The sequence below is a fragment of the Sphingomonas glaciei genome (assembly GCF_023380025.1).
In the GTDB taxonomy this organism is placed as follows: Bacteria; Pseudomonadota; Alphaproteobacteria; order Sphingomonadales; family Sphingomonadaceae; genus Sphingomicrobium; species Sphingomicrobium glaciei.
Map to the genome: position 1 here is coordinate 1,861,568 of NZ_CP097253.1, position 26,979 is coordinate 1,888,546.

28 protein-coding genes are annotated in these 26,979 nt (G+C 68.4%); 12 read left to right on the top strand and 16 right to left on the bottom strand.

Annotated features, from left to right (window positions below; all coding sequences use genetic code 11):
- The first annotated feature begins 74 nt into the window (after positions 1-74).
- Genes M1K48_RS09065 through lepB form a run of 3 tightly spaced genes read left to right on the top strand, consistent with a single transcriptional unit; the run spans position 75 to position 2,089 of the window.
- Positions 75-803, top strand: a complete 729-nt coding sequence (locus M1K48_RS09065) for a pyridoxine 5'-phosphate synthase (protein WP_249454639.1) — start codon at positions 75-77, stop codon at positions 801-803.
- Positions 800-1,210: a holo-ACP synthase gene (gene acpS / locus M1K48_RS09070; protein ID WP_249454641.1), complete on the top strand. Its 411-nt coding sequence runs from the start codon at positions 800-802 to the stop codon at positions 1,208-1,210. The genes M1K48_RS09065 and acpS overlap by 4 nt, the downstream gene beginning before the upstream one ends.
- Positions 1,211-2,089: a signal peptidase I gene (lepB, locus tag M1K48_RS09075; RefSeq protein ID WP_249454643.1), complete on the top strand. Its 879-nt coding sequence runs from the start codon at positions 1,211-1,213 to the stop codon at positions 2,087-2,089. It abuts the gene before it with no gap.
- A 3-nt stretch (positions 2,090-2,092) separates the two neighbouring features.
- Here lepB and M1K48_RS09080 read toward each other — a convergent pair whose 3' ends face one another.
- Positions 2,093-2,641: an FKBP-type peptidyl-prolyl cis-trans isomerase gene (locus M1K48_RS09080; protein ID WP_249454645.1), complete on the bottom strand. Its 549-nt coding sequence runs from the start codon at positions 2,639-2,641 to the stop codon at positions 2,093-2,095.
- Positions 2,642-2,734: 93 nt separating this feature from the next.
- Positions 2,735-2,941, bottom strand: a complete 207-nt coding sequence (gene rpsU / locus M1K48_RS09085) for a 30S ribosomal protein S21 (RefSeq protein WP_029941857.1) — start codon at positions 2,939-2,941, stop codon at positions 2,735-2,737.
- Positions 2,942-3,244: 303 nt separating this feature from the next.
- On the opposite strand from rpsU, the gene M1K48_RS09090 reads away from it, so the two are divergent.
- Positions 3,245-3,952, top strand: a complete 708-nt coding sequence (locus M1K48_RS09090; RefSeq protein ID WP_249454646.1) for a murein L,D-transpeptidase catalytic domain family protein — start codon at positions 3,245-3,247, stop codon at positions 3,950-3,952.
- 82 nt (positions 3,953-4,034) lie between these two features.
- Here the strand turns inward: M1K48_RS09090 and M1K48_RS09095 are convergent, their stop codons facing one another.
- The gene (locus M1K48_RS09095; RefSeq protein WP_249454647.1) at positions 4,035-5,381 is read right to left on the bottom strand and encodes a L,D-transpeptidase family protein; all 1,347 of its coding nucleotides are present in this window, start codon (positions 5,379-5,381) and stop codon (positions 4,035-4,037) included.
- 230 nt (positions 5,382-5,611) lie between these two features.
- Here M1K48_RS09095 and M1K48_RS09100 point away from each other — a divergent pair, with 230 nt between their 5' ends.
- Positions 5,612-5,926, top strand: a complete 315-nt coding sequence (locus tag M1K48_RS09100) for a PilZ domain-containing protein (RefSeq protein WP_249454648.1) — start codon at positions 5,612-5,614, stop codon at positions 5,924-5,926.
- Between the two features lie 7 nt (positions 5,927-5,933).
- Here M1K48_RS09100 and M1K48_RS09105 read toward each other — a convergent pair whose 3' ends face one another.
- Entirely contained in the window at positions 5,934-6,587 is a 654-nt protein-coding gene (locus M1K48_RS09105; protein ID WP_249454650.1) for an arylesterase, read from the bottom strand.
- A gap of 56 nt (positions 6,588-6,643) precedes the next feature.
- Between M1K48_RS09105 and M1K48_RS09110 the strand changes: the two genes are divergently transcribed.
- The 3 genes from M1K48_RS09110 (at position 6,644) to M1K48_RS09120 (ending at position 10,130) form a co-directional block, all read left to right on the top strand.
- A complete protein-coding gene (locus M1K48_RS09110) occupies positions 6,644-7,315 on the top strand; it encodes an ABC transporter ATP-binding protein (protein WP_249454652.1) in 672 nt (223 codons plus the stop codon).
- Positions 7,312-9,789, top strand: coding sequence for an ABC transporter permease (locus M1K48_RS09115; protein ID WP_249454654.1), 2,478 nt, complete (start codon positions 7,312-7,314; stop codon positions 9,787-9,789). The genes M1K48_RS09110 and M1K48_RS09115 overlap by 4 nt, the downstream gene beginning before the upstream one ends.
- 80 nt (positions 9,790-9,869) lie before the next feature.
- The gene (locus tag M1K48_RS09120; protein WP_168067049.1) at positions 9,870-10,130 is read left to right on the top strand and encodes a hypothetical protein; all 261 of its coding nucleotides are present in this window, start codon (positions 9,870-9,872) and stop codon (positions 10,128-10,130) included.
- 67 nt (positions 10,131-10,197) lie between these two features.
- On the opposite strand, the gene M1K48_RS09125 is transcribed toward M1K48_RS09120, so the two are convergent.
- The gene (locus M1K48_RS09125; RefSeq protein WP_249454656.1) at positions 10,198-11,088 is read right to left on the bottom strand and encodes a peptidylprolyl isomerase; all 891 of its coding nucleotides are present in this window, start codon (positions 11,086-11,088) and stop codon (positions 10,198-10,200) included.
- A 47-nt stretch (positions 11,089-11,135) separates the two neighbouring features.
- On the opposite strand from M1K48_RS09125, the gene purT reads away from it, so the two are divergent.
- Positions 11,136-12,314: a formate-dependent phosphoribosylglycinamide formyltransferase gene (gene purT, locus M1K48_RS09130; RefSeq protein WP_249454658.1), complete on the top strand. Its 1,179-nt coding sequence runs from the start codon at positions 11,136-11,138 to the stop codon at positions 12,312-12,314.
- Between the two features lie 2 nt (positions 12,315-12,316).
- The gene (locus M1K48_RS09135; RefSeq protein ID WP_249454660.1) at positions 12,317-12,727 is read left to right on the top strand and encodes a hypothetical protein; all 411 of its coding nucleotides are present in this window, start codon (positions 12,317-12,319) and stop codon (positions 12,725-12,727) included.
- Between the two features lie 30 nt (positions 12,728-12,757).
- On the opposite strand, the gene M1K48_RS09140 is transcribed toward M1K48_RS09135, so the two are convergent.
- From M1K48_RS09140 to M1K48_RS09190, 11 genes are all read right to left on the bottom strand, one after another.
- Positions 12,758-13,042: a hypothetical protein gene (locus M1K48_RS09140; RefSeq protein WP_249454661.1), complete on the bottom strand. Its 285-nt coding sequence runs from the start codon at positions 13,040-13,042 to the stop codon at positions 12,758-12,760.
- 117 nt (positions 13,043-13,159) lie between these two features.
- A complete protein-coding gene (gene ykgO, locus M1K48_RS09145) occupies positions 13,160-13,285 on the bottom strand; it encodes a type B 50S ribosomal protein L36 (RefSeq protein WP_029941846.1) in 126 nt (41 codons plus the stop codon).
- Positions 13,286-13,352: 67 nt separating this feature from the next.
- Positions 13,353-13,634 (bottom strand): hypothetical protein, encoded by a 282-nt coding sequence (locus M1K48_RS09150; protein WP_249454662.1) that lies wholly within the window; start codon positions 13,632-13,634, stop codon positions 13,353-13,355.
- Positions 13,635-13,637: 3 nt separating this feature from the next.
- Positions 13,638-15,263 carry a M28 family peptidase gene (locus tag M1K48_RS09155; protein ID WP_249454663.1) on the bottom strand — a complete coding sequence of 542 codons (1,626 nt, stop codon included), beginning with the start codon at positions 15,261-15,263 and terminating at the stop codon, positions 13,638-13,640.
- Positions 15,264-15,273: 10 nt separating this feature from the next.
- The gene (gene galE, locus M1K48_RS09160) at positions 15,274-16,263 is read right to left on the bottom strand and encodes a UDP-glucose 4-epimerase GalE (RefSeq protein ID WP_249454664.1); all 990 of its coding nucleotides are present in this window, start codon (positions 16,261-16,263) and stop codon (positions 15,274-15,276) included.
- Between the two features lie 42 nt (positions 16,264-16,305).
- Positions 16,306-16,707, bottom strand: a complete 402-nt coding sequence (locus tag M1K48_RS09165) for a DUF2147 domain-containing protein (RefSeq protein ID WP_249454666.1) — start codon at positions 16,705-16,707, stop codon at positions 16,306-16,308.
- Positions 16,708-16,919: 212 nt separating this feature from the next.
- On the bottom strand, positions 16,920-20,489 hold the full coding sequence (locus M1K48_RS09170; RefSeq protein ID WP_249454668.1) for an error-prone DNA polymerase: 3,570 nt from the start codon (positions 20,487-20,489) through the stop codon (positions 16,920-16,922).
- Between the two features lie 12 nt (positions 20,490-20,501).
- The gene (locus M1K48_RS09175; RefSeq protein WP_249454670.1) at positions 20,502-22,052 is read right to left on the bottom strand and encodes a DNA polymerase Y family protein; all 1,551 of its coding nucleotides are present in this window, start codon (positions 22,050-22,052) and stop codon (positions 20,502-20,504) included.
- Positions 21,976-22,620 carry an ImuA family protein gene (locus tag M1K48_RS09180; RefSeq protein WP_249454672.1) on the bottom strand — a complete coding sequence of 215 codons (645 nt, stop codon included), beginning with the start codon at positions 22,618-22,620 and terminating at the stop codon, positions 21,976-21,978. Before M1K48_RS09180 ends, M1K48_RS09175 begins: the two co-directional genes overlap by 77 nt.
- Before the next feature lie 193 nt (positions 22,621-22,813).
- A complete protein-coding gene (gene fumC, locus M1K48_RS09185) occupies positions 22,814-24,208 on the bottom strand; it encodes a class II fumarate hydratase (protein ID WP_249454674.1) in 1,395 nt (464 codons plus the stop codon).
- A gap of 107 nt (positions 24,209-24,315) precedes the next feature.
- Entirely contained in the window at positions 24,316-24,801 is a 486-nt protein-coding gene (locus tag M1K48_RS09190) for an SspB family protein (RefSeq protein WP_249454676.1), read from the bottom strand.
- A 51-nt stretch (positions 24,802-24,852) separates the two neighbouring features.
- On the opposite strand from M1K48_RS09190, the gene M1K48_RS09195 reads away from it, so the two are divergent.
- Together M1K48_RS09195 and M1K48_RS09200 are read left to right on the top strand one after the other, a co-directional pair.
- Complete coding sequence (locus tag M1K48_RS09195; RefSeq protein ID WP_249454678.1) at positions 24,853-25,230, top strand: HIT domain-containing protein; 378 nt, start codon at positions 24,853-24,855, stop codon at positions 25,228-25,230.
- A gap of 139 nt (positions 25,231-25,369) precedes the next feature.
- Positions 25,370-26,914, top strand: a complete 1,545-nt coding sequence (locus M1K48_RS09200) for an amino acid permease (RefSeq protein WP_249454680.1) — start codon at positions 25,370-25,372, stop codon at positions 26,912-26,914.
- Positions 26,915-26,979 lie beyond the last annotated feature (65 nt).

Consider the following 26,979-nt stretch of genomic DNA (forward strand, 5'->3'; position numbering starts at 1 on the left):
TTCGCGCCTCCACGGAGGAGAAAGGCACCCTGCGCCGCCAACGCCCCACCAGTGACCTTCGTGACCCCCGCGGCATGACCGTTCCGCTGCGACTCGGCGTCAACATCGACCATGTCGCGACCATCCGTAACGCGCGCGGCGGCGACTTTCCCGATCCGGTCCGCGCCGCCCACGTGGCGGAAGCCGCCGGCGCGCAGGGGATTACCGCTCACCTCCGCGAAGATCGCCGCCACATCCGTGACGACGATCTCGTCCGCCTCAAGAATGAGATCGCGCTTCCCCTCAACCTCGAAATGGCCGCGACCGAGGAGATGCTGCGGATCGCGCTGGCGACCCGTCCCCACGCCGCCTGCATTGTCCCCGAGAAGCGCGAAGAGCGCACCACCGAGGGCGGGCTCGACGCAGCGGGCCAGTTCAACCACCTGCGCCGCTTCGTCGACGAGCTGGGCGCAGCAGGGATCCGCGTCTCGCTGTTCATCGAGCCCGACGCCGCCCAGATCGACGCCGCCGTGCGCCTGCGCGCTCCGGTGGTCGAGCTTCACACCGGCCGCTACGCCCACCTCCCCGAGGACGGCCGCGAGGCCGAATTGAAGCGCCTCGCCGACGCCGCGGCGCTCGCCGCCAAGAACGGGATCGAGCCCCACGCCGGCCACGGCCTGACCTACGCCAACGTCGTGCCCATCGCCGCCGTGCCCCAGTTCGCCGAGCTCAACATCGGCCACTTCCTGATCGGCGAGGCGATCTTCGTCGGCCTCGAGGCCAGCATCCGCCGCATGCGCGACCTGATGGACAGCGCGCGTTGATCGTCGGCCTCGGTTCGGACCTCTGCAACATCGAGCGGATCCAGAATTCGGTCGACCGGTTCGGTGACCGCTTCCTCCGGCGCGTTTTCACCGAACGCGAGCAGGCCAAGGCCGCGCGCCGCCCGTTCACCGCCGCCGGGACGCTCGCCAAGCGGTTCGCCGCCAAGGAAGCCTTTTCCAAGGCGGTCGGCACCGGCTTCAAGCGCGGCGTGTTCATGAAGGATATCGGGGTGGTCAATCTGCCAAGCGGCGCACCCACTCTACAACTGACCGGAGGCGCGGCCGAGCGCCTTGACGCGCTCACCCCTCCGGGCCACGCCATGCGGGTGCATCTGACGATGACCGACGACCATCCCTGGGCGCAGGCTTTCGTCATTCTCGAAGCCGTGCCGATTGCGGAGACTTAAGTGAGCGAGACCGTCCTCAACCAGGGCCAGGCGCCCGACACTCCGGCCGCGCCGCCCGCTGAGGCCAAGAAGGACTCCGCCCTGTGGCGTGAGATCAAGGGTATCTTCTGGGTGCTGGTCGCGGTGCTGCTGTTCCACAGCCTGGTCGCCAAGCCGTTCTACATCCCGTCGGAGTCGATGATGCCCGGCCTGCTCAAGGGTGATCGGCTGGTGGTCAGCAAATATGCCTATGGCTGGTCGTGGGTGTCCCCCAGCTTCCACCTCTGGCCCGAACAGAAGGGCCGCCTGTGGGGCAGCCTGCCCAAGGCCGGCGACGTGGTCATCGTCACTCCGCCGGGCCTGCGCGAAGACTATATCAAGCGGGTGATCGGCCTGCCCGGCGACACCGTCGAGGTGCGCGGCGGCCGCCTGATCCTGAATGGCATTCCGGTCCGCCAGCAGCGCCTGCCCAATCGCTTGGTCCCGGTCGACGACAATGCGCCGTGCGGCGTCGAGCAGTTCGCCGGCCGCCTGGTCCAACAGCCGGGCGGCGGCTTTGCCTGCTCGCTTCCGATCGTTCGCGAGACTCTGCCCAACGGCGCTGTCTACGACACCGTCGACCTCGGGCCGAGCGTCGGCGACGATTATCCGCCGGTGAAGGTGCCCGCCGACCACGTCTTTCTGATGGGCGACAATCGCGACCGCAGTGCCGACAGCCGCTTTGCGCTGGGGCCGGTCGAGAATGGGCTCGGCGGGCCGGTGCCCTATGAGAATATCGGCGGCCGCGCCGAGTTCATCACTTTCAGCCTCGACGGCTCTGCCAGCTGGTGGAACCCGATCAGCTGGCTGACGTCCCTGCGCGGTGGACGCGCAGGGACCAGTCTCCGCTCGGGGGTTTAGCCCTTACTGGCCCCGTTCGGGGGCCGGACCCGGCGGCGGGGGAACCTCGGCGCCCGGCGGGAGCGGCTGGGCACCCTGCGCACCAAGCTGCGCCGCCGCGTTCTGGACCACGCGCTTGATCGTGATGTCGAAGTCGAGCGGGCTGTTGGCCGGGATCGGCGAGCCCGGAGGCGGGTTGGCGCCATAGGCCAGCTCGCCTGGGATGCGGACCTTGTAGCGGCCATTCGGCTGCATGTTCTGGAGCGCTTCGGCAAAGCCCGGGACGACCTGCTGCACCAGCAGCGGCGCATCCTGCGCTTCGTCGAACTTGGTCCCGTCCGGCAGTGTCCCGACATAATCGATGATCACGCCGTCCTGCGGCCCGATGATCGCGCCCTCGCCGGCCTTGATCGTGCGGATCTGGACGCCGGTGGCGGTGGTCTTCGGACCCATCTGCCCGGCCCCGGCAAAGGCCAGCGCCGCGCCGGCGATCACCAGCAGGATGAGTCCGAAGGCAAGCCGCAGCCGGGTAGCGCTGGCGACGGGGCGAATGGGAACCTGGGTGGCGCTCATCAGATGATCATCCTGTGGCGGAGGGCACAAATGGAAAGGCCGCCCGGTAAGGGGCGGCCTCCGTATGGGTCAAGGAAAAGCGTCTCGGCGCTCTTACCGTGCACCCTCGCGCTCGGCGCGCTTGCGCTCGAGCTTGCGGGCGCGGCGGATGGCGGCAGCGCGCTCGCGGGCGCGCTTTTCCGACGGCTTCTCGTAGTGACGGCGCAGCTTCATCTCGCGGTAGACGCCTTCGCGCTGCAGCTTCTTCTTGAGCGCGCGCAGCGCCTGATCGACATTATTGTCGCGAACGATGATTTGCATAAAAGGTCCGTCACTCCATTGTCTCTAGGTTGCGCCCACGCCGCCCCATAAGAAAGGCGGCTAGGCATCGCACTGCTGTTCCCGGGGGAATATGCTGCAGGCGACCAAAGCGGCTCCTCGCGCAACCAGGGTCGCGCCGGAAGTGGGAGCCCCTAACAGCGGATGGCCGATTCGACAACCCACGGGGCCCTCATGCGACGAAGCGACTGCCCGGTGCGCCCGGAATGGGCAATGGTTATCGCCTGTTAACCTATTGCCGTGTATAGGCTTTTCCTGTTCCCGGATTCAACAGGAGGGCCTTGGGTGACCATCAATCGCCGTGACATGCTGCGCCATTTGGGTCTTGGTGGCGGCGCTGTGCTCCTATCCGGAGCCGCGCTGGCCGCTGACCTGCCCGGCCTGCTTGCCGGGCCGAAGCCGCTGATCGGCGAGCCGCTGATGCCGGTCGCCCCGGTTGCACCCATCGCCACGGTGTCGAGCAGCCCGGTCGGGCCGATCGGCGTCGATCCGCAGCTGTTCGCGCGGGCCAGGGCCGCGCTGGAGCGGCACCGGACGACGCTTCGCCATACCGACCGGATCGGCATCGCGGACTTTTCCTCGCCCAGCCGCGACCCGCGCTTCCACGTCGTCGACATGGCCACCGGCCAGGTCACCAGCCACCGCGTCGCCCACGGCCGCGGCTCGGATCGCGGCCACACCGGCTTCCTCGAGCATTTCTCCAACGATTTCGGAAGCAATGCGACGTCGAACGGCGCCTATTCGACCGCCGACTTCTACCACGGCAAATACGGCCTCTCGATGCGGTTGAACGGGCTCGATTGGAGTAACAACAATGCGCTCGGCCGCGCCATCGTCGCGCATCAGGCCTGGTATGCCGAGCCCGACATGATCGGGATCCACGGCAAGCTCGGCCGCTCTGAAGGCTGCTTCGCCTTCGGCCGCGACAGTCACTTCGAGGTGATGCGGACGCTGGGCGACGGGCGGATGATCTACGCGGACAAGTTGGCCTGATCGGGCTCCGGCCAGCGGTTCACCACAGCAGTTCTGAGAAAAAGGGAGCGCCGGCCAGCCAGCCGGCGCTCCCTTTATCGTATCAGCGTGCGGCTGAACGGACCGGCGGCTTGGCGCCACCGTCGCGGTCGTTGAGCGCTGCCCGGACCGGCGCGTCGCGCTTGTAGAGGTCGGTGTACTTGACGATGCTGCCGTCGGTCAGCGCGGCGACCGAGAAATAGACGATATAGACCGGCACCGGCTTCACGAAGGTCGGCATGACCGTCTTTTTGCTGTCCAGCGCCGCGTCGATCTTGGCCCGGTCCCAGTCGCCGCCATCGTCGCTCAGCAGTTCGGCGGCGAGGTCCAGGACATTCTCGGTCCGGATGCAACCGTGGCTGAAGAAGCGGTTCTGCGAATCGAACAGCCCGCGATTGTTGGTGTCGTGGAGGAAGATTGCATGCTCGTTCGCCATGGTGAACTTGATCTTGCCCAGCGCATTGCTCGGCCCCGGCGGCTGGCGCCAGCGCTGGACCTTGCCGTCCTTGCCCTTGACCGCGACATAGCCCGCCTTGCCCGCGACGCTCGCCGACAAGCTCTTGGGCACTTCCCACCAAGGATTGAGATGCACACCGGTGGCCAGCACCGACAGCTGCGGTGTCGGGGTCTTGGGAGCGCCGGCGATCGCGCGGTGCTTCCAGCGGGTGACGCTGTTCTCGACCAGGGTCGCATGCTCGCCCGGCACGTTGACGATGATGTAGCGGCTGCCAAGGTCGCGCGGCAGCCAGCGCCAGCGGTCCATGTTGAGCCGGATCGCGCCGACCGTGCCGGCGTCCTTCTTGTCGGCCATGGCGAGCGCGTTCTTGAGCGACCCATATTGCGGATGGGTCGGGAGCAGCCCGTTCAGCGTCGCGGTAACGCTGCCAGCGGCAAGCGCGGCGTCGAGCAGCTGGCGGCTGCGTCCTTCCGGCAGGTCGGGGTCGCGGACGAACCACTGGACCCGAGCCGCGCCGCGGACATGGCCAAGCGCCAGGTCGCGGACGACCAACGGCCAGACGGTGTTGGCGGCCGCGCTGATCTGCGCGGAATCGCCAGTCTTGAGCGCGGCCTCGAGTAGCGCCGGGCTATAGTCGCGCGGGTCCAGCCCCTCGCTGCCGATCGCGCGGACGAAGCTGAGCAGTTCCGCCGCCGGGGCCGCCGACCATATCGCTGGCGGCAGTTCGGGGACTGGCTGGGGCGCAAGCGGCTCGGCGGTGGTGGCCGGCGGCGGAGTGAGCGCGGGAGCGGGAGCGGGGGTGGCGGCGCGAGGCGCGAGCGGGTCGACCGCTGGCTGCACCTGCACCGCGGTGCCGAGCGGGGTGGCGGGTGCAGTGCTTACCGGACGGGTCTGTGCCCCGGCCGTTCCGGCACTCACCATCAGCAAAACCAAGATCGCCGCTCGACCGCTCATCGCCCGTTTACCCCTAACCACTTCGCCAGGCTCTCTGCCCTCCTCTCCTGTTACCGAAGATGAACGCTTTTCTCCAGTGTCCGCAGGGCAACAAAAGCACATCCTTCGACGCGCTTTGTCCAGTAACACCCACGACTTAGCCCGGTCTGGCGTTTCGCTTCCAGATGCTCCATAGCGCCCAGCCGGCCGGGCGGTTGAACCCCGGGCCAGCCCTCCAGGAGTATAGTGACGTGCCGATCGATGCCCGCATCGCAAAAGACCCGTCGGGTGCCGAGCGCCGCGGTCAGCCGCGTTCGGCCGTCGAGCTCGACGCGCACGTCCGCGAAATGGGCACCACCGGCACCGAAGCCCGCGTGCTCAACATCTCCAGCGACGGCTTCATGGCCGAGACCAGCACCGAGCATGAGGTCGGCGCGCGGGTGTGGTTGATCCTGCCGGGACGCGAACGCGCCAGCGCCATCGTCCGCTGGACCGCCGCCGGCAAGCTTGGCGCCCAGTTCGCCGAACCGCTGAGCGAGGAATCGCTGGCGCAGATCGGCGGCTGACTGGTCCTCAGCGCTGGGTTGGGCCGATCTTGGCCAGCGCCCGTTGTACGGTCGGCATGATTCCCGTCACCATCCGCTTGATGCCTTCGAAATTGGGATGCACCCCGTCGCCTAGAAGCAGCGCGCGATTGCCGACCACGCCCTGCAGGATGAACGGGTAAAGCTCCGCATCATATTTGCGCGCGAGCGTAGGGAAGATCGCCTCGTAGCGCTGGCGGTAGTCGGGGCCGAGGTTCGGCGCCGCCAGCATGCCGGCGACCAGTACCGGGATGTCCTGCCGCTTCAGTTCGGCCAGGATCGCATCGAGATTGGCCTCGGTGACCTTGGGATCGACCCCGCGCAGCATGTCGTTGGCGCCCAGTTCGACGATTGCGAGATCGGGCTTCGCGCCCATCCGCTGCAGCGTCCAGGCAAGCCGGGCCCGGCCGCCCGCGGTGGTGTCGCCCGACACGCCCGCGTCGCGCACCCGCGCCTTGACGCCATGACGCCTCAGCGCATCCTCCAGCTGGGGCGCGAAGCCCAGTCCGCGGCCGAGGCCATAGCCGGCGGTCAGACTGTCGCCGAAAGCGAGGATCAGCGGACCTTCGCTATTCGACGAAGGGACCTGTGCGCTCGCCGGAACGGCGGCAAAAAGGGCGGGGAGAAGGAGCCAGCGGAGCATCCCTGACCATCTAGGCCATTGTGGCTCCCCTTCAAGCTTCCTAGCTGCTGCGTCTGATGACCCAACCGCTGATCCAACTCGACGAGGTTCGCCTCACCCTTGGCCAAGGCGCTGCCCGTACCGAGATCCTTCGCGGGATCTCCCTCAGTATCGAAGAAGGCGAAACCGTTGCCGTGCTGGGCGCCTCGGGTTCCGGCAAGAGTTCGCTGATGTCGATCATCGCCGGGCTCGAAAAGGCTTCGGCGGGCAGCGTGCGCGTGCTTGGCGAGGACATGGGCGCGCTGGGCGAAGACCAGTTGGCGAGGCTCCGGGGCCGGTCGATCGGCGTGGTGCTGCAGGCCTTCCACCTGCTTCCGACGATGACCGCCCTGCAGAACGTGATGGTGCCGATGGAACTGGTTGGCGCGCCTGACCCGCGCGACCGTGCCCAGGCCGAGCTTGCCGCGGTCGGTCTTGCCGCCCGCGAAAATCATTATCCGGCGCAATTGTCGGGCGGGGAGCAACAGCGCGTTGCCATCGCCCGCGCCACGGCGCCGGCGCCCAAGCTGCTGCTGGCGGACGAGCCGACCGGCAATCTCGACGCCGCCACGGGGGCCAAGATCATCGACCTGCTGTTCGACCGGGTCGCCGCGGCGGGCGCGGGGCTGGTAGTGATCACTCACGATCCCGCCGTCGCCGAGCGCGCAGGGCGGGTGCTGCGGATCGCCGACGGGCGACTGGCCGCGTGAGCGCCGGCCTCAGGCTCGGCCGCCGCGACCTGACGCATGGGGTCGGCGGCCTGTGGCTGCTGCTGGCCTGCCTGACCATCGCAGTCGCGGGGCTGTCGGCGGTGACCAGCCTGTCGAGCGCCATTCAATCGACTATCGAGGGCCAGGCCCGCGAACTGCTTGGCGGTGACCTGGCGTTGAGTGTCGCGCAGCGTAGCGCGTCGCCGGAGGAGCGCGCGGCCATCACCCGGCTCGGCACGGTGCGCGAAAGCGTGACATTGCGCAGTACCGCGCAGGTCGGCGGCCAGACCGCGCTGGTCGACCTGTCCGGGGTGGACCAGGGCTGGCCGGCAGCCGGGCGGGTTAATCTGTCGTCCGGGCGGCTGCCGTCTGCCGCCGGCGAGGCCGCGATCGGGCGCGAGCTTGCCGAGCGTTTCTCGCTGGGCATCGGGAGCGCGCTTCGCATGGGGTACGCCGATTACCGGGTCAGCGGGATCATCGACAAATTGCCCGCTCCGTCGGGCTTCGCGCTTGCACCGCCGGTGCTGGTCAGCCGCGCCGGGTTGGACGCCTCGCGGCTGGTCCAGCCCGGAAGCCTCTATACCAGCAGCTACCGCGTAGCGCTCGCCCCCGGGGCCTCGTCGGACGGTATTGGCAGCAGCTTCCAGAAGCGCTTTCCCGAAGGCGGCTGGCGGGTCACCGACAAGAGCGAAGCCGCGTCCGGCACCCGCCGTTTCACCGAGCGCGCCGGGCAGATGCTGCTGCTGATCGCACTCGGCGCGCTGGGAATCGGCAGCATCGGCATCGCTTCGGCCGCCAGCGCCTTTGCCGCCTCGCGCCGGTCGACCATCGCCATCCTCAAGGTCCACGGCGCCCGCACCCGCGATCTGGCGCTGATGCTTGGCACCAGCGTCACCCTGCTTGCCCTGGTCGCGATCGTGCTCGGGACGCTGGTCGGCGCCACCGTGCCCGCGATCGTCGGCCGTGCCGCCGCCGACCTCCTGCCGGTCGCCCCCGACCCCAGCCCGCAATGGGGCGCGCTCGGCCAATCGGCGTTGTTCGGGCTGCTGGTCACCCTCGCCGCGGCGTGGGTCCCGCTGGCACGTGCGGCGCGAGCCCGTCCGGCCGCCGTCCTGCGGGGCGATGTCGGGGAAGGCGGCGCCGACAAGCGCGACCTCCTCGTCCCCCTGCTCGCCGCGGCTGCAGTCGCGGCGTTGGCGGTATTCACGTCGGGCAACCGGGCGGTCACCGCCGCCACCCACACCGGCGGGGTCGCCCTCGCCTTCCTGTTCGCCGGAGCGGGCAAGTTGCTCGCGCTGGCCGCCCGCCGCCTCGGGAGCCGCGGCGGTCCGGTCATCCGGCTGGGCCTCGCCGCGCTCCACCGCCCCGGCGCCGCCACCGTCCGCCTCAGCGTCGCACTAGGCCTGGGGCTTGCCTTGCTCGTGGCGCTGGCCGGAATCGGCGGTAGCGTCCGCGCCGAGCTTGCCGGCAACATCCCGGCCAAGGCCCCGGCCCTGTTCATGCTCGACATCCCAGCGGCCGAGGAAGCCCGCTTCCGATCGCTTGCCGCCCGGACCCTGCCGGGCGCCGACCTGCGGCTGGTGCCCTCGCTCCGCGGGCCGGTGACCGCGCTCAACGGCCAGCCGGTGTCGGCGCTCAAGGCCATTCCCGAAGGCGCCTGGATCCTCCGCGGCGACCGCGGCCTGACCTTCGCCCGCGAGCTTCCGGAAGCGAATCAGGTGGTCGAGGGCAAGTGGTGGCCGGCCGATTATGCCGGACCGCCGCTGGTCAGCCTCGACATCGAGGCGGCGCGGGCGCTGAACCTCAAGATCGGCGACAGCATGACCATCGCGGTGCTGGGAACCCCGATCGAGGCGCGCATCGCCAGCTTCCGCACCATCGACTGGCGCAGCCTGGGGTTCAACTTCGCGATCATCTTCGCGCCCGGCACGCTGGAGCAGGCGCCCTACACGCTGATGGCGACCGCCTCGGCCGAGCGTGGGACCTCGACCCTTGGCTTCGAACGCGCGCTGGCCGCGGGGCTGCCGATGGTCAGCACCATCCGCGTCAGCGACGTGGTGGCGCAGGTCTCCACCATCCTCGAAGGGCTCGACAATGCGATCCGCCTGGCGACCCTGGTTGCGATCGTGATCGGGGTGACGGTGCTGGCCGGCGCGGTTGCCGCCACCCGCCGTACCCGGACCCGCGAAAGCGTGCTGCTGAAGCTGGTCGGCGCCACCCGCGTGCAGGTTCTGGCGGCGCAGGGGATCGAGTTTGCGGCGATGGCCGGGGGAATCGTCACCCTCGCTTTCGTCACCGGCACGGCGGCGGCCTACGGGGTGGTCACCTGGCTGTTCGAGTTGCCATTCCTGCCCGACTGGCCAAGCCTCCTCGCCTTGCCCCTGGCCGGCATGGCGGTAGCGGTGCTGACCGCTCTGGCGGCGGCGTGGCCCGCCCTTCGCGCCCGTCCTGCGAGCGCGCTTCGGACCATCTGATCCGGCGCTAGACCGCTCCGATCAAACGGAACCTTCGCCGCCGCATCGCCGTTATGCCGGGCTGAAAGGATTGCCTGATCATGACCAATTTCCCGACCCTCGGAGAGCTGGGCCTGAAGCACGACCCCAAGGGGCGCGGCTACCATGCAGTCTATCGCGAGCATGAGGTGAATCACTGCCCCGGCTGCGGCCGGACCCACTGGCTGATCGGCCGCGTTTCGGCGGAATGCGCGTTCTGCGCAACGGCCTTGCCGCTCGCCGAAGCCAGCACCCGCCACCACAACGGCCCTGCGGTGATCCAGCATCGCAACCGGAATCACGGACACGCCTGGGCGGCGTAACCCCACGTCCTCACCGGCACGACAGGAACGGGGCGCAGCTTGCCGCCGCGCCGCCGGATGGGGACGACTAACGCGAGGATGAAGGCGCCGGTGTCCGTCTGACGGGCACCGGCGCATTGCATAGGTCGACACCGCCGGCCGGAATATTGAAGAACGCGTCCCGGCGATTGGCCCGCGCCCGGACGTAGGCCGAGAAGGTCGCGCTGTCGGTCTTCATCACCTGGAAGCGCGGCCGTTCCGCCGCCGGCAGTGCCGAGGCGAGCCGGATATTCGCGATCAGCCGTGCCACCGTTCCCGCCTTGTAGATCCCCAGCGCCTCGGTCCCGCGAGGAAGCGCCGACATCTGCTCCATCCCCTCGACCACGCGTCCGACCAGCGCGATGTTGCGGTCGAGGTGGCGCGGGGCATGGCCGATCACCGCATACAGCTCGCCGCCCATGCCGGTGTCGGGTGCCATGTCGCGGCCGACCCCGACCATCCCGTAGCAATGGGTCAGGTTGCCGCGGCCGGTCGCCGGGTTCCAGGCGAACGGCCAGCCCTGGGCGTGGCCGACCCGCGGCGCATAGGCGTCGGAATAGCCGAGCGGGCGGATCGTCAGGCCCCTCACCGCCCGGTCATATTCGGCCGGCGGCTTCTTGACGACCGTCGCGGGGATTGGCGGGCCGCCCTCGTTGACGCCCCATTGGGTGACGTAATTGTCCTGCACCCGGTAGATGCTCGACCCGCGCCAGTAGCCGGCAGCCGCCAGCGCGCGGATGTTGGCGACGTGGACCGGGGCAAAGGCCGGGGCGAGCTCGATGATCGTCCGCGCGCCCCCCTGATAGTCGATCACCAGCAGGTCGTCAGGACTGACCTCGCTCCACGCTGCGGCGGGCGCCTGAGCGACGATCTCGGACGGAGTCAGCGGCTTGGCGGCGGGGGCCTGGGCGGCGGCGGCTAGGGCGAGGAGGATGCTCATGGAGCCAGCCTATCGCGTCATGCGCGCTTGCGGTAGGCACTTGTCCCATGTTCCTTGCCAAGCTCATGCTGCTGGGGTCGGGCGAGCTCGGCCGCGAATTCGCGATCGCCGCCAAGCGTATCGGCTGCGAAGTCGTCGCCTGTGATCGCTACCCGCAAGCCCCCGCCATGCAGGTCGCCGATGCGTTCGAGGTCTTCACCATGCTCGACGGCACGGCGCTGCGGGCGGCGGTCGAAAAGCACCGCCCCGACTTCATCGTGCCCGAGATCGAGGCGATCGACACCGCGACGCTGGCGGCGTTGGAGAGCGAGGGCTGGCACGTGGTGCCGTCCGCGAAGGCAGCGCAGCTGACCATGAACCGCGACGGCATCCGCCGCTTCGCTGCCGAGGACCTGGGGCTCACCACCAGCCGCTATCGCTTCGCCGAGACCGAGGAGGAGGCGCTGGCCGCGGCCGAGGCAGTCGGGCTGCCCTGCGTGATCAAGCCGGTGATGTCCTCGTCGGGCAAGGGCCAAAGCACCGCCACCACCGAAGCCGAGGTCCGCACCGCCTTCGCCTATGCGATCAACAAGATGCGCGGCGATCGGCCGATGGCGATCGTCGAGGAATTCATCCGCTTCGACAGCGAAATCACCCTGCTGACGGTTGCCGCCGCCGACGGGATCCACTTCTGCGCGCCGATCGGCCATCGCCAGGAAGCCGGCGATTATCGCGAAAGCTGGCAGCCGGCGGCGCTTGATCCAGCGGTGCTCGAGGACGCCCAGCGGCAGGCGGCGACGATCGTGCAGGCGCTTGGCGGACGCGGGCTGTTCGGGGTCGAGTTCTTCATCGCCGGCGACCGCGCGATCTTCTCCGAACTGAGCCCGCGCCCGCACGATACCGGCATGGTCACGCTTATCGGCCAGGACCCTAACGAATTCGAGCTTCACTTGCGCGCCATCCTCGGCCTGCCGATCGGTCCCATCTTCCAGCGTGGGCCGAGCGCCTCCGCAGTGATCCTCGCCGACCGGCAAAGCCGCCGCTTCCGCTTCCAGGGGGTCGCCGAAGCGCTGGCGACAGGAGCCGTGGAAACCCCGGTCGACCTTCGACTGTTCGGTAAACCGGAAACCCTTCCGGGTCGGCGCATGGGCGTCGCACTGGCGAGGGCGGCGAATGTCGAGGACGCAGTGGGCGGCGCCAAGGCCGCCGCGGCGAGAGTGACCATCGCCTATGACGAGGAGAAGTGAGAATGCGTCTGCTGCTTGTCGCCCTGCCGGCCCTGCTGCTCACCGCCTGCGGGGGGAGCGGAAGCGAGCAAGCCGCGACCAAACAGCCCGAGATCGCCGTCCGCAGCGAGGAGCAGAATGCGCTCCACCAGCTCGACGAGATGAACCGCAACATCGCGCTCAAGCGCGCGATTCTTGCAAGCGGCCTGCGCTGCCGGCGGGTCGAGCGATCCGGCTACGTCACCGAATATAAGAAACTGTCGATGTGGTCGGCGGACTGCGACGACAAGCGCAGCTGGGGGATCTTCGTCGGGCCCGACGGCACCGCGCAGGTCCGGCCGTGCAGCGACAATCAGCGTTTCCAGCTACCCGAATGCAAGATTGCCGACGATCCGACCGGGCGCACGGCACGCGGGATCGCCAAGACGTCCTGAGTTCAGCCAGCGGCGCTGACCCTCAGCGGGTCAGTCGCAGCGGCGGCTTTCCTTGAACTCGCCGTTGGCGGTCTTTTCGCGGACGACGATGCAATTGCCCTGCTTGGATTCCTCGCGCCAGCCGCCACCGGGGCTGGCGACGCGGTTGCCGGGCTTGGGCACGCGCTGACCGTTGCAGATCATGTAGTTCATGCCCGGCGGCGAGACGCAGCCCTGGCCGGTCGACTGGGTGGACGCCGCACCCGGCACAGCGGCAAGACTGAGCCCAACCGCGGCAATCGCGGTGGCAATGGTGGCAGGCACGAACACGCGCATCGAATCGGCTCCTATGAGAAGCCTATTTAGTGCAAAGGACATGAACCGTAGATGACGACGGACCGCCCTATCCTGACGATGAAGCGAACCGTCCCGTTCGGGTACGGTTCAGCGGGCTCAGCCCTGCCGCGCCTTGAAGCGACGGTTCGTCTTGTTGATGACGTAGGTCCGGCCACGACGACGGATCACGCGGCAATCCCGGTGACGATCCTTGAGGCTCTTGAGCGAATTGCGAATCTTCATGGCGGGTGGACCCGTCTCTCTAAAATCTGGTTGTCAGCTGACGCCCTTCGGGCTTCGGCCAGCGCCCCTATGGGAGGGGCGGCTTCGAGTCAAGTTTCGCATCCCATTTCACCGGCTTTACACCGAGCGCTAGGGCGATCCTGAAGCCGATCCACGAACCGGCAGCGACGGAGAGCACCATGGCCAGGGTCCGTCCGCGGCTTGATCGGGCAATCAACCAGTCGAGCGACCAGCGCCGCGCCGCCCATTCGACGACGATATCCAGGGTGAAGATGATCACCAGGCAGAGCAGGACGACCAGCAACAGGTCCTTCCAGTCGAGGACCGCCGGTTCCTGCCCCTCCTTCATCGGTTAGCGCGAAAGCCTTGGCTGGCCGGCGCCAAAGGTCCGCCCGAAATAGCTGTCGGCATACCAGCGCGGGCGCTCGGGCGCGTCGGCCAGCCGGCGGGCGATCCGATAGTTGAGCTCGCCGAAGCGCGCTGCCGCCTCCCAGTCGATCCCTTGCCCGACTTCGTCGCAGGGATGGTGATAACAGCCGCCGAGGAACTTCTTCCACTGCGCCTCGCCGCCATTGGCATAGCCGGTCATCAGGAACACGCTCGGCACCCCGCGGGTGACGAAGCGATAATGGTCGGAGCGAGTGAACAGGCCCTGTTCCGGCATCGGGTCGGCCGTGGTGCTGACCTGCATCGCCCGCCCGGCTTCGTCGACCGCCTTGACGATGTTGCTATGCTCGGCCCCGAAGGCGATGACGTCGCGGAAGGGGTAGAGCAGCAGCGGCATGTCGAGATTCACCAGCGCGGCGATACGCGGCAGCGGAACGGTCGGGTTGGTCGCGAAATAGTCGGCGCCGGTCAAACCCACTTCCTCGCCGGTCACCGCCAGGAACAAGAGGCTACGCTTGGGCGCCTGGCCCGACGCGGCGAACGATCGCGCGGTCTCCAGCAAGGTCGACACGCCGCTGGCATTGTCGAGCGCGCCGTTGTTGATCGCGTCTTCGCCCGGCTTGGCACCCTTGCGTACGCCGATGTGATCGAGGTGACCCATCAGGGCGACATATTCCCCGGACAGCTTCGGGTCGGTGCCGGGAAGAACGGCGACCACGTTGGGGCTGGTGAAGTCCTCCCATTTGCTGGTCGCGTCCACGCGCAGCTGTCCGTTCAGCGCGAAGCCCTTGGGCTGTCTCCCGGCCGCGGCCTCGGCCTGCGTGGCGGCCAGAGTCTGGCGGGCACCGGCGAACAAACGCTCCGCGGTCGCCTTGGTGAAGCTCATGCGCAGCAACGGGGCGGCCCGGCCCTGCCCGGATCCGCCCTTGCCTTCGGCCCAATTGGTCAACGGGCGCGCAGCGCTCGCCGTCAGCGGGCCCCAATTGCCGAGCGGATTAGCGGGGATCTCGACATAGCCGACCGCACCGCGAGCGGCGGCGGTCTGCGGCTTCACCTGGCCGAGGTGCGCAGACACGTCGCTGCGCAGCCCCTTGGGGGTGCCGCTGAACGCCACCACGATCTTGCCCCTGGCGTTGACGCCGCGATAATCGTCGATGCCCAGCACCGGATCGGAAATGCCGTAGCCGACGAACACCAGTCCGGCGTTCACCTTCATGTTCCGGGTGACCAGGTTCGGCCGTACCGTGACGTCGGCGCCGTGGGTCAGCGGCATCGAGCCGCCCCGGCTGGTAAAGCCAATGGTCGGCACACCATCCAGCGTCGCCCGCCGGTAGGGCACCTGCTGGTACCAGCTGCCTTTTTCCCCGCCGGGCTTCAGGCCAAGCGCCTGCAGCTGGCTGACAACATAGCTCGCCGCAATTACATGGCCGCGGCTGCCGGTGTCGCGGCCTTCAAGGAGATCGCTGGAGAGGAAGGTGACATGCGCCCGCACCCGCTCGGCGGCGGAGGTCGGCGGAAGGGTGGTGGAGGGCTGGGCTGCGCCGATCAGCGCGAAAGCGAGCGGCAGGACGGCGAAGGTGATGGAGCGCAACGATGGTTCCTCAGCTGGCGAGGCGACGCTCCCATTCGAGCGCGCTCCGGACGATGGTCGCGGTATCGGCGAAGCGCGGGGTCCAGCCGAGCCGTTCGACCAACCGGCGGTTGGAGGCGACCAGTTGCGGCGGATCGCCGGCGCGGCGTTCGCCCATCACGCGCGCCACCGGGCTGCCATTCACCGCGTCCAGCGCGTCGAGCATCTCCAGCACCGAGGTGCCGCGCCCATAGCCGCAGTTGAGGGTAAAGCTTTCCGACGGGCTGTCGATCAGGGCCTCCAGCGCCAGCACGTGGGCGGCAGCGAGGTCGGAGACGTGGATATAGTCGCGGATGCAGGTGCCGTCGGGGGTCGGATAGTCGGTCCCGAACACGTCGACATGGCTGCGCTTGCCGACCGCCGCCTCGCAGGCGACCTTGAGCAAGTGGGTTGCGCCCTTGCTGGCCTGGCCCGAGCGGCCCTGCGGATCGGCGCCGGCGACGTTGAAATAGCGCAGCGCGCCATAGTTGAAGGCGCCGGTGGCCGCGATGTCGCGCAGCATCTGCTCGGTCATCAGCTTGGACCATCCGTAGGGGTTGATCGGGCGGGTCGGGTTGTCCTCGTCGAGCGGCACCGTCTCGGGCGCGCCATAGGTGGCGGCGGTCGAGGAGAACAGGATGTGCTTGATGCCCGCCTTCATCGCCGCGCCGATCAGGGCGTGGCTGGCGACGGTGTTGTTGCGGTAGTAATAATGCGGGTCGGTGACGCTGTCGGGGACCACGATCGAACCCGCGAAATGCATGATCGCGGCGATCGGGTGAACGGCGAACAGGTCGGCCATGGCGGCCGCGTCGCCGACGTCGACCTCGACCAGCGGCACGCCGTCGGGAATGGCCTCGCGGCGGCCGTTGGAGAGATTGTCGGCGACCACCACCGGCCAGCCGGCGTCGTGGAGGGCAAGGACGGCGTGGCTGCCGATGTAGCCGGCACCGCCGGTGACGAGAATGGTGGGCTTGCTCATTCCATGCCGCTAGCGGGACGGTAGACCCATGGAAAGCCTAGGTCAGCCGACGCGGGTCCAGATCTGGGTCTTGCAGACGATCCCCATGAAGCAGCCCGAAACCTTCATCTGGTTGCGCGAGGCGATGGTGACCGTGCTGCCGACCTTGCGGCCAAGCTTAGGGACGTAGACCTGCCCCTTCCAGCGGTTGGCGCCGGCTGGACGAAGCCCGCTCAGCATCCGCTCGCCTTCGAGCTCGTCCATTCCGTATTTGACGGCCTTGGCTTCCTCGCGGGCATTGGCCTTGATCACCTCGCCGCACCAGGCCGGCCCGCAGGGCGCGACCCGGACCACCACCGACTTCTTGGGGTTGGTCCACAGCCCCTCGATCGGGCTCGCGGCCAGGGCCGGCGCCGGAATGGCCAGCGTCGCGGCGGCGGCAAGCGAGAGAATCATGGTGCGCATGAGAAGCCCTCTAGCCGTTCTACCCTTGCCCCAAGCTTGCTCAAGAATGGCAGGATTGTGGCGATGGCGACCGCGAAGGTCACAAAGTTCTCGCAGTTCGCACAGGGGCCGGCCCTTTCACGCGCAGCCTGCCGCCTCCTCGTGGCTGCTTGCCGCCGGACCTGTGAACCAGCCCAAATCCTACTTTGCAAGCGCGACCGGCCGCGCGCTCGTCAGGTCGGGCAGTCGATCACCCGCGCCTTGGGGATGACCTCGGCATCGCGCGGGTGGCGGGCCATCGGCGGGCGGCTCGGCCCCGCGCCATCGCCGCGGCCGACCCGGGGGTCGAGCGTCTGGCCGTCGTTCAGGTCACGCAGCCGCGCGCTGTCGTCCTCCAGCCGGCTGGCGATCAGGTGGCACACCGCCTCGTCATGCTGGACCAGCCCATGGACCACCATCAACCGCGCCCCCATCACGATCCGGCGCTGGGCGGCGAAGGCGTCGGGCCAGACCACGAGGTTGGCGGTCCCGGTCTCATCCTCCAGCGTGATGAAGCAGACCCCCTTGGCGCTGCCTGGCCGCTGGCGGATCAGCACCAGCCCGGCAAGGCTGACCCGCTTGCCGTAGGGGATCGCGCGAAGGTCCGCGGCCCGGACGAACCCGCGTGCCGCATAATGGTCGCGCAGGAACTGCATCGGATGCGCCTTCAGGCTGAGGCGCACGGTCTGGTAGTCGCTGACCACATGCTCGGCGAGCGGCATGGCGGGAAGCACGGCCTTGTCCCGCTCCTCCCCTTCCTCACGGGTCCGGGCGGCGGCGAACAGCGGAAGCTCGGGCACCGGGCGGAGCGCGCGGGCGTCCCACAGCGCCTGGCGGCGGTCGAGGCCCATGGAGCGGAAGCAATCGGCCTCGGCCAGCTTGACGATGGCATGGGGCGGGACACCGCCGCGACGATGCAGCTCCTCGACGGTCCTGTAGGGCGCGCCGGCGACCACCCGGGCGGCGTCCATCGCGCGCAGGCCCTCGACCTGGCGGAGGCCGAGGCGAAGGGCCGCTCCGTTAGTCCCGAGCGACGTCGAGAGACGGGTGCCTCGACTTCGCTCGGCACGAACGGAGGGTTGGTCCTGCGTCCTTCGACTTCGCTCAGGACGAACGAGATGTTGTTCGTTAGCTACCTCTCGTTCGTCCTGAGCGGACCCCGGACCTGATCCGGGGGCAGTCAAAGGGTGCTGGTGCTCCAGTGAACAATCCCACCCGCTCTCGTTCACGTCCACCGCCAGCACGGTCACCCCATGCACCTGCGCATCCTTCACGATCTGCGCCGGGGCGTAGAAGCCCATCGGTTGGCTGTTCAGCAGCGCGCAGGCGAAGGCGGCGGGATAGCGCCAGCGCAGCCAGCTCGAGACATAGACCAGGTGGGCGAAGCTGGCGGCATGGCTTTCGGGGAAACCATATTCGCCGAAACCGCGGATCTGGTGGAAGCAGCGTTCGGCGAATTCGCGATCGTAGCCGCGGGCCACCATCCGCTCGACCATCTTGTCCTGGAGGAGATCGATGGTGCCGCGGCTGCGGAAGGTGGCCATCGCCTTCCTCAGCTGGTTGGCCTCGGCGCTGCTGAACTTCGCCGCATCGAGCGCGATCTTCATCGCCTGTTCCTGGAACACCGGTACGCCCAGCGTCCGCTTGAGGATCCGTTCGAGTTCGTCGGGCGGGCCGTGGTCAGGCGACGGACGGGGATATTCCACCTTCTCCTTGCCCTGCCGGCGCTTGAGGAAGGGATGGACCATGTCGCCCTGGATCGGGCCGGGGCGGACGATCGCGACCTCGATCACCAGGTCGTAGAAGCAGCGGGGCTTGAGGCGCGGCAGCATGTTCATCTGCGCCCGGCTCTCGATCTGGAACACGCCGAGCGAATCGCCGGTGCACAGCATGTCGTAGACCCGGCTTTCCTCGCGCGGGACGGTGGCGAGGTCGAGCGGGCGGCCGTGCACCTTGTCGATCAGGCCGAAGCATTTGCGGATGCAGGTCAGCATGCCGAGCGCGAGCACGTCGATCTTGAGGATGCCCAGATCCTCGATGTCGTCCTTGTCCCATTCGATGAAGGTGCGGTCGGGCATGGCGCCATTGCCGATCGGCACGGTCTCGATCAGCGGGCGCTCGGTCAGGATGAAGCCGCCGACATGCTGCGACAGGTGGCGCGGCATGCCGATCAACTGCTCGGCAAGCTTGACCGTGCGGGCCAGGTGCGGGTCGGTGAGGTCGAGGCCGGCTTCCTGGACATGGGTCTCGGTGACGTCCTCGCCCCAGCCCCAGATGGTCCCGGAGATGGCGGCGCAAATGTCTTCGGACAGGCCCATCACCTTGCCCACCTCGCGAATCGCCGAGCGCGGGCGATAGTGGATCACGGTGGCGCACAGGCCGGCGCGGTCGCGGCCGTATTTCTCGTAGATGTGCTGGATCACCTCCTCGCGCCGCTCATGCTCAAAGTCGACGTCGATGTCGGGCGGTTCCTTGCGCTCCTCGGAGATGAAGCGTTCGAACAGCAGGTCGGTGTCGGCGGGATCGACCGCGGTGACCGCCAAGCAATAGCAGACCGCGCTGTTGGCGGCCGAACCGCGGCCCTGGCACAGGATCGGCGGCTCGCAACTGCGAGCGAAATCGACGATCGAGTGGACCGTCAGGAAGTAGCGGGCGAAATCCAGCTTCTCGATCAGCCGCAGTTCGTGGCGAAGCTGGGCCGCGACCTTGTCCGGCACGCCCAGCGGATAGCGCGTCTCCGCCCCGGCCCAGGTCAGCACCTCGAGGTGGGCCTGGGGACTGCGGTCGTCGGGCACGCTTTCGCGGGGATATTCGTATTTGAGCTCGTCGAGGCTGAACCCGAGCGCATCGGCAAAGTCGCGGGTGGCAGCGAGCGCATGGGGCCAGCGCGCGAACAGCCGGGCCATCTCCTCCGGGCCCTTGAGATGGCGCTCGCCATTGGCGTGGAGCCGCAGGCCCGCTTCCCTCAGCGTGGTCTTTTCGCGGATGCAGGTCAGCACGTCCTGCAGCGGGCGCTTGGCCGGCGTGTGATAATGGACATCGTTCGAAGCGAGGATGGTCCCGCCGAACGATCGGGCGAGACGGTCGAGCCGCTCGATCCGGGCGAGGTCGTCGCCGCGGTAGAGGTGGGTGGCGGCGACGTGGCGAAGCTCGGGCAGCGCGGCGCGGATCGCCGGCAGCTGGGCTTCGAACCGGTCGAGGTCGTCGTCCGGCCAGGCGATGAAGGCGATCCCCTCCCGGTGCCCGGCGACATCGGCGAGGGTGAGGTGGCACTCGCCCTTGATCGCACGACCCTGGCCCAGCGAAAGCAGGCGCGACAGGCGGGCATAGCCTTCGCGGTTGACGGGGTAGGCGAGGAGCTGGACCTGCTCATCTCCCCTCCCGCTTGCGGGAGGGGCCGGGGGTGGGTCTGTCGTAACCAGCCTTAGCCCCTGCCCCGCCTGCCACCCCCCGTCCCCCTCCCGCGAGCGGGAGGGGGTGCAATCCACCACCAGCCGGCAACCGATCAGCGGCTTCAGCCCCGCCGTCTTGGCATTGCTGTGGATGCGCACCACGCCCGCCAGGGTGTTGCGGTCGGCGACCCCGATCGCGTCCATGCCGAGGTCCATCGCCGCCGGAATCAGTTCCAGCGCGTCGGACGCCCCGCGGAGAAAGGAAAAGGGGGTGGTGATGCCAAGCTCGACGAACGACGCGCGGGGGATCGGCGGCAGCGGGCCGTCGCGAAGCTCGAGCCGGCGGCGGGCATGGCCTTCCTGTTCAGGCATGACGCGGCCTCCTCACGCGAACAGCCCGTGGACGAACCATTCGGGCGCGCCGCCGCGACCGTCGCCGATCACCCCTTCGCGGAAGATCCAGAAGCGCCGGCCGTCGCTGTCCTCGACCTTGTAATAGTCCCGCAGCCGCGCGGTGGAGCGTTCGCGCCACCATTCGGGCGACACCCGCCGCGGCCCTTGCGCGCGGGAAATGTCATGGATCCGGCGGCGCCAGACGAAGCGGCGGGGGAGCCCTTCGGGGGTCGCATAGATGACGGTGATCCCCTCGGGCCGGTCGAGCAGGCGGGTAGGGTTTTCCCCTTCCGGTTGCGCGAGGGGAGCCGTTCCGGCGACCCCCTCCACCCAGCCCGCGGCGCGCTCCGGCAGGTGGCTTTCCACGGCGAGCGGCCGGCGCACCTTGGCCGGGCCGAGGCGGACGCTCAGCCGGTCGACCAGCGCCGCCACCGCCAGCTCGCCCGGGGCGTCGCCGAGCAAAGCGTCCTGCGCGGAATCGAGCCGTTCCCACGAACGGACCTCGAGCGCGAAGGCGTCGATCCCGAAGCCGGGGTCGATCCCCTGCCGCTCGAGGATACCCGACAGCAGGCGGTGGAGGTGCGCCGGTTCGCGGGAGGGAATCGAGGTCGCGACCTCGACCTCGCCGAGGCTGCCGTCGACCCGGAAGGCGGTGAGCGCGAGGTAGCGGGCGCCGAGCTTGCGGCGCTCGAGCTCGACGGCGAGGCGGGGGACCAGCTGGCGCAGCGCCTCGGCCGGCGCTTCGGGGTGGACCACCGGTTCCTTGATTGGAAGCAGCGCGCGCGGGGGCGGATCGTCGGGCAGCGGCGTCAGCGGTTCGGGCTTGCGGCCGAGCGCACGGTCGAGCGCGTCGAGCGGATGCTCGTCCTTGGGGAAGCGGCGGGCGAGCGACTTGCGGGGCACCCCGGCAAGGTCGACCACCTGCTTGAGGCCGAGCCGCACCAGCATGTGGACCGCTTGCGGCGACAGGCGCAGCGCGGCGACCGGCAGCGGGGCGAGGATGCGGTGCAGTTCGTCGCTGCCGGCAAGGCGCTGCTGGCGGCCGTAGCGAGCCAGCGCCCAGGCCGCGCCGGCGGTCGGCGCGATCGCCGCCTGGGCGCTGATCGCCATGCCGGCGAAGCGCGCTTCGATGTCGGCGAGCAGCGCGGCCTCGCCGCCGAACAGGTGGGCAACGCCGGTGACGTCGAGCCGCAGCGCGTCGGTGCCGTCGACCTCGACCAGGGGCGACCAGCGGCTGGCCCAGCGCGCGGCGGCGCGGAGCCAGGCGGCTTCCCCGGCGAGGTCGGCCGCTTCGGCTTCCAGCGCGGGATCGAGCGCGCGGGCGTCGGCCAAGCGGGCGCCGACCCACGCGCCCCGCTCGGAAGCGGCAGGGGTGGTGGCGTGGATCAGCTGGCCGTGGCGGCCCTCAACCGTGAGGACGAGGGGGCGGGCAAGCGCCTCCCTTCGACGCTGCTCGGGACGGGCCTCAGGCGCGTTGCTGCCACCCGCCCAGCGCTCGATCGCCAGGTTGGGCAGCCACAGGGAGCAGATTCGCCGGGTCATCGCCGGTGTCTTCCGCGCCGACCAGCCAGCTTGCCGGTGCCCGATGGCGCGAGCGGAACAGCTCGGCCGCCCAGCGTGGGCTCCCGGGGGCCTTGGGGTCGAACGGGTGCGGGGCGCTCGGCGCGCTCGCCAGCCGCCAGCGTTCGCGGGCGCCGCTGAGGTTGGCCTCGCCCCCAAGTCGGATCAGCCAACAAGCGACTTGGCTGCGCTCCGCCGCCACCGCCAGCCGCCGGCTCGCGGTGAAGTCGAGCGCCTGGGGATCGCCCCACAATTCGCCGATCACGCCGCCTAGCGCCGAGCATCGCAGGCCCTCTTCCATCGCCCACAAGGCGACCTTGGAGTCGCGCGCCTCGACATGGATGAGGCCGGGTCCGAGCGGTCCCAGGCCCGCGGGGTGGACCCGTCCCGCCTCGAGGATCGCCATCCGTTCCTGCACCCACAGCAATGGCCTGGCGGGGGAGAGATGACGGAGGACGAAGCCGATCCATCCGGCATCGCGCGGCAGGGCGGGAAAGAGTTCGGAGAGGATGCTTGCCGGCTCGGTGATCGGGGCATGCAGGGAAGGCACTGGCCCCCTGCCGTCACAGGGGACCAATGGTTCCTCAGCCGCACGGGAACCCCCGCCGGCGACGAGATGAAGACCTCGTTCCACACGACTCGCAACGCTCTTGTTCTGCTTTTGTTCTTATTCGCGCGAGTTCGCGAGCAGAGTCAATCGGGCGACTCGACGAGCCGCCCGGAGCGTGGCAAGGGTGAGCGGCCTAGCGCCCGATCATCGTCTCGGGGCGGACCACCCGGTCAAAGGTGTCGGCATCGACCAGGCCTAGTTCGAGCCCGGCCTCCTTCAGCGTCTGCCCCTTCTTGTGGGCGTGCTTGGCGATGGCCGCGGCATTGTCGTAGCCGATCTCGGGCGCCAGCGCGGTGACCAGCATCAGCGACCGGCCGACCAGGTCGGCGATGTGATCCTCGTTGGCGGTCATCCCCTCGACGCAGCGTTCGGCGAAGCTGACCATCGCGATGCTCAAGAGCTCGACCGAGCGCAGGACGTTGGAGCCGATCAGCGGCATGAACACGTTCAGCTCGAAATGGCCCTGCATGCCGCCGACGGTCACCGCCTGGCCGTTGCCGATCACCTGGGCGCAGACCATCGTCAGGCTTTCGACCTGGGTCGGATTGACCTTGCCCGGCATGATTGAGCTGCCGGGCTCGTTCTCGGGCAGGCTGAGCTCGCCGAGGCCCGAGCGCGGGCCGGAGCCGAGGAAGCGGATGTCGTTGCCGATCTTGGTCAGCGCGACCGCCAGCGTGGTGAGCGCGCCGTGGAAGAAGACCAGCCCGTCACGCGCGGCCATTTCGGCGAACTTGTTGGGGGCGGGCTCGAACCGGCTGCCTGCGATGTCGGAGATGGCGGCGGACATGTCGTCGGACCAGCCGGCGGGCGCGTTGAGGCCGGTGCCGACCGCGGTGCCGCCGATTGCGAGCTTGCGGAGATTGCCTTCGAGCGCGCCTTCGATCCGGGCGCGGCAGCTCTTCAATTGGGCGGCATAGCCCGAGAATTCCTGGCCCAGCGTCAGCGGGGTCGCGTCCTGGGTGTGGGTGCGGCCGATCTTGACGATCGAGTCCCACGCCTTGGCCTTGGCCTCCAGCGCGGCGGTCAGTTGATCGAGCGCGGGATAGAGCTGCTGCTCGGCCGCCAGCACCGCCGCGACGTGAAGCGCGCTGGGGAAGCTGTCGTTAGAGCTCTGCGACTTGTTGACATGGTCGTTGGGGTGGACCGGGCTCTTGCCGCCCTTCGTTCCCGCCAGCGCCTCGTTGGCGATACCGGCGATGACCTCGTTGACGTTCATGTTGGTCTGGGTGCCGCTGCCGGTCTGCCAGATCGACAGCGGGAACTGGTCGTCATGCTGGCCAGCGATGATCGCGGCGGCGGCGCTTTCCATCGCGTCGGCCAGTTTGGCGTCGAGACCGTGTTTGCGGTTCACTCGCGCCGCCGCCCGCTTGACGATCGCCTGGGCGTGGACCAGCCGGATCGGCATCCGCTCCCGCTCCCCGAACGGGAAGTTGCCGAGGCTGCGCTGGGTCTGCGCGCCCCAGTAGCTGTCGCCGGGGACCTCGATCGGCCCGAAGCTGTCGGTTTCGGTGCGGGTGTTGCTGGTCATGAGCCTCCGTCACCCCGGACCTGATCCGGGGTCTGCCTGTTTTCGGGCGTCGTAAAGAAGGAAGGCGGATGCCGGGTCAAGCCCGGCATGACGGCTTTGGCGAGCCGCTACTTCTTGCGGGTGAAGTCGACCGAGACGACGTTGGAGCCATCTTCCACCGGCACCGCGGCCGGGACGTCGTTCTCGGCGTCGTCATGGTCTTCGTGGCCGTCGTTCTCCGCCCCATTCGCCTGGAACTTGAGGCTGAAGTCGACCGCCGGATCGACGAAGTCGGTGACCGCCGCGAACGGCACCCGAAGCATCGCCGGCACCCCGCCGAAGCTCAGTCCCACGGTGAAGAAGTCGGGCGCGACGTGGAGGTCCCAGTAGCGGTGCTGGATGACGATCGTCATCTCGTCCGGGAACCGCTGGGTGAGATGCTTGGGAATCTCGACCCCCGCCATCCGCGTGCGGAAGGTGATGTAGAAATGATGGCCGCCCGGAAGCGAGCCGCCCTTCTCGACCGAGGACAGCACCCTGCCGACCACATCACGCAGCGCTTCCTGCACGATCTCGTCATAGGGAATCAGGCTTTCTGGACTCTCGTCGGCCATGCGTCGAACTGGTAGCGAGGCGCCCAACAGGGTCAACCGGGAAACGCGTTCATGCCAATTGATCACAAGCAGCCGTACGACGAGGGCAACATCTTCGCGCGGATCCTGCGCGGCGAGCTGCCGTGCCGCAAGGTATTGGAAACAGACCATGCCCTGGCCTTTCACGACATCAATCCGGTGGCCGCGGTGCACGTGCTGGTGATCCCCAAGGGCGCTTACGTCAGCTGGGACGATTTCGCGGCCACCGCCCCCGAAGCCGAGATCGCCGGTTTCGTCCGGGCGATCGGCGAGACCGCGCGGCTGGTCGGGGCCGAGCCCGGTGGCTACCGGATCCTCGCCAACAGCGGCAAGCGCGCCGGCCAGGAAGTGCCGCACCTCCACGTCCACCTGTTCGGCGGCCAGCCGCTGGGACCGATGCTCGCGCGGTGAGCCGCCCCTTGTGGCGGGCATGTGACAGAGGGATTGCGCCACCGGAACAAGCCGCTAGGCTCCGCGCCGATCTCACATCCAAGTTCTCGGGGGAGCCTTCATGGCCAGTGTAGCGCCAAAGAAGACACTGATTGGGCGAATGTTTGCCCGCAAGTCGATTGCCCAGGTCCAGCAGGAGTCCGCGTCGAGCGAGCTCAAGCGCACGCTCGGCAAATGGAACCTGCTGCTGCTCGGCGTCGGCTGCATCATCGGCGCGGGCATCTTCGTCCGCACCGGTAGCGCCGCCGCGCTTCACGCCGGGCCGGCGGTGCTGCTGTCGTTCGTCGTCGCCGGCATCGTCTGCGCCTTCGCCGGCCTGTGCTACGCCGAACTGTCCTCCACCCTTCCGGTGTCGGGTTCCGCCTACACCTATGGCTACACCACGCTGGGTGAGTTCGTCGCCTGGATCATGGGCGCGCTGCTGCTGCTCGAATATGGCCTGGCGGCGTCGGTCGTCGCGGTCGGCTGGAGCGGTTACGTCGTCAGCCTCCTGGCTGACTTCGGCCTCGTCATTCCGCCGCAGTTCACCGGCCCCGCAGGCTATACGCTGATGCGCGATGGCGCGCCGGTGTTGGTCAACGGCGCCGAAGTAACCACCTTGTTCAACCTTCCCGCCTTCCTCATCTGTCTCGCGCTTGCCGCCCTGCTGGTGGTCGGCGTGTCGGAATCAGCCAAGGTCAACAACCTGATCGTGTTCATTAAGGTCAGCGTCCTTGCCGCCTTCATCGTGGTCGGCGGCGCGATCGTTCTGAGCAACCTGCCGGCGCTGATGGAAGCCAACTGGACCCCGTTCATTCCGGAGAACACTGGTCCGGGCGAGTTCGGCGTCGATGGCATCATGCGTGCCGCCTCCATCGTCTTCTTCGCCTACATCGGCTTCGAGGCGGTCTCGACCGCCGGCCAGGAAGCCAAGGATCCCAAGCGCGACATGCCGTTCGGGATCATCGGTTCGCTGATCGTCTGCACCGTCATCTACATGCTGGTGGCGGCGATCATGACCCTGCTGGTGCCCTACAACACGCTGAACGTGCCCGACCCGGTCGCGGTCGTCGTCGATGCCTTCGGCCCGCAGTGGAGCTGGCTCGCCAAGATCATCAAGATCGGCGCGATCATCGGCCTGACGTCTGTGGTGCTGGTACTGATGTATGCCCAGACCCGCATCTTCTACACCATGGCCCGCGACGGCTTGCTGCCCAAGGTCTTCGCGCGGGTTCACCCGCGCTTCCAGACCCCGCACATCAACACCATCCTGGTCGGCCTCCTCACCGCCGTCGCAGCCGGGTTCCTCGACATCAACGTGCTGGGTGACGCGACCTCGGTCGGCACGTTGGCAGCCTTTGCCATCGTCTGCCTGTCGGTGATTTACCTACGCCGTTCGGCGCCCGACCTGCCGCGCGGGTTCAAGGTGCCGTTCTATCCGGTGCTGCCGATCCTCGGCATCCTGTCGTGCCTGTACCTGATCACCACCGTGCCGGCGCACATCCTGATGTATTTCGGTATCTATATGGTGATCATGACCCTGCTCTACTTCGTGTACGGCATGAGCCATTCGGAGCTGGGCAAGGGCCACACGGTCACCGCCGATGGCGAGATGCCCTACTTCCCGGAGGATAATCCGGACGGTGGCACCGTCACCCGCGACTGATCCTCACGGGCCTGACGCCAAAAAGAAAGGGCCGGCGCAGCGATGCACCGGCCCTTTCTTTATGT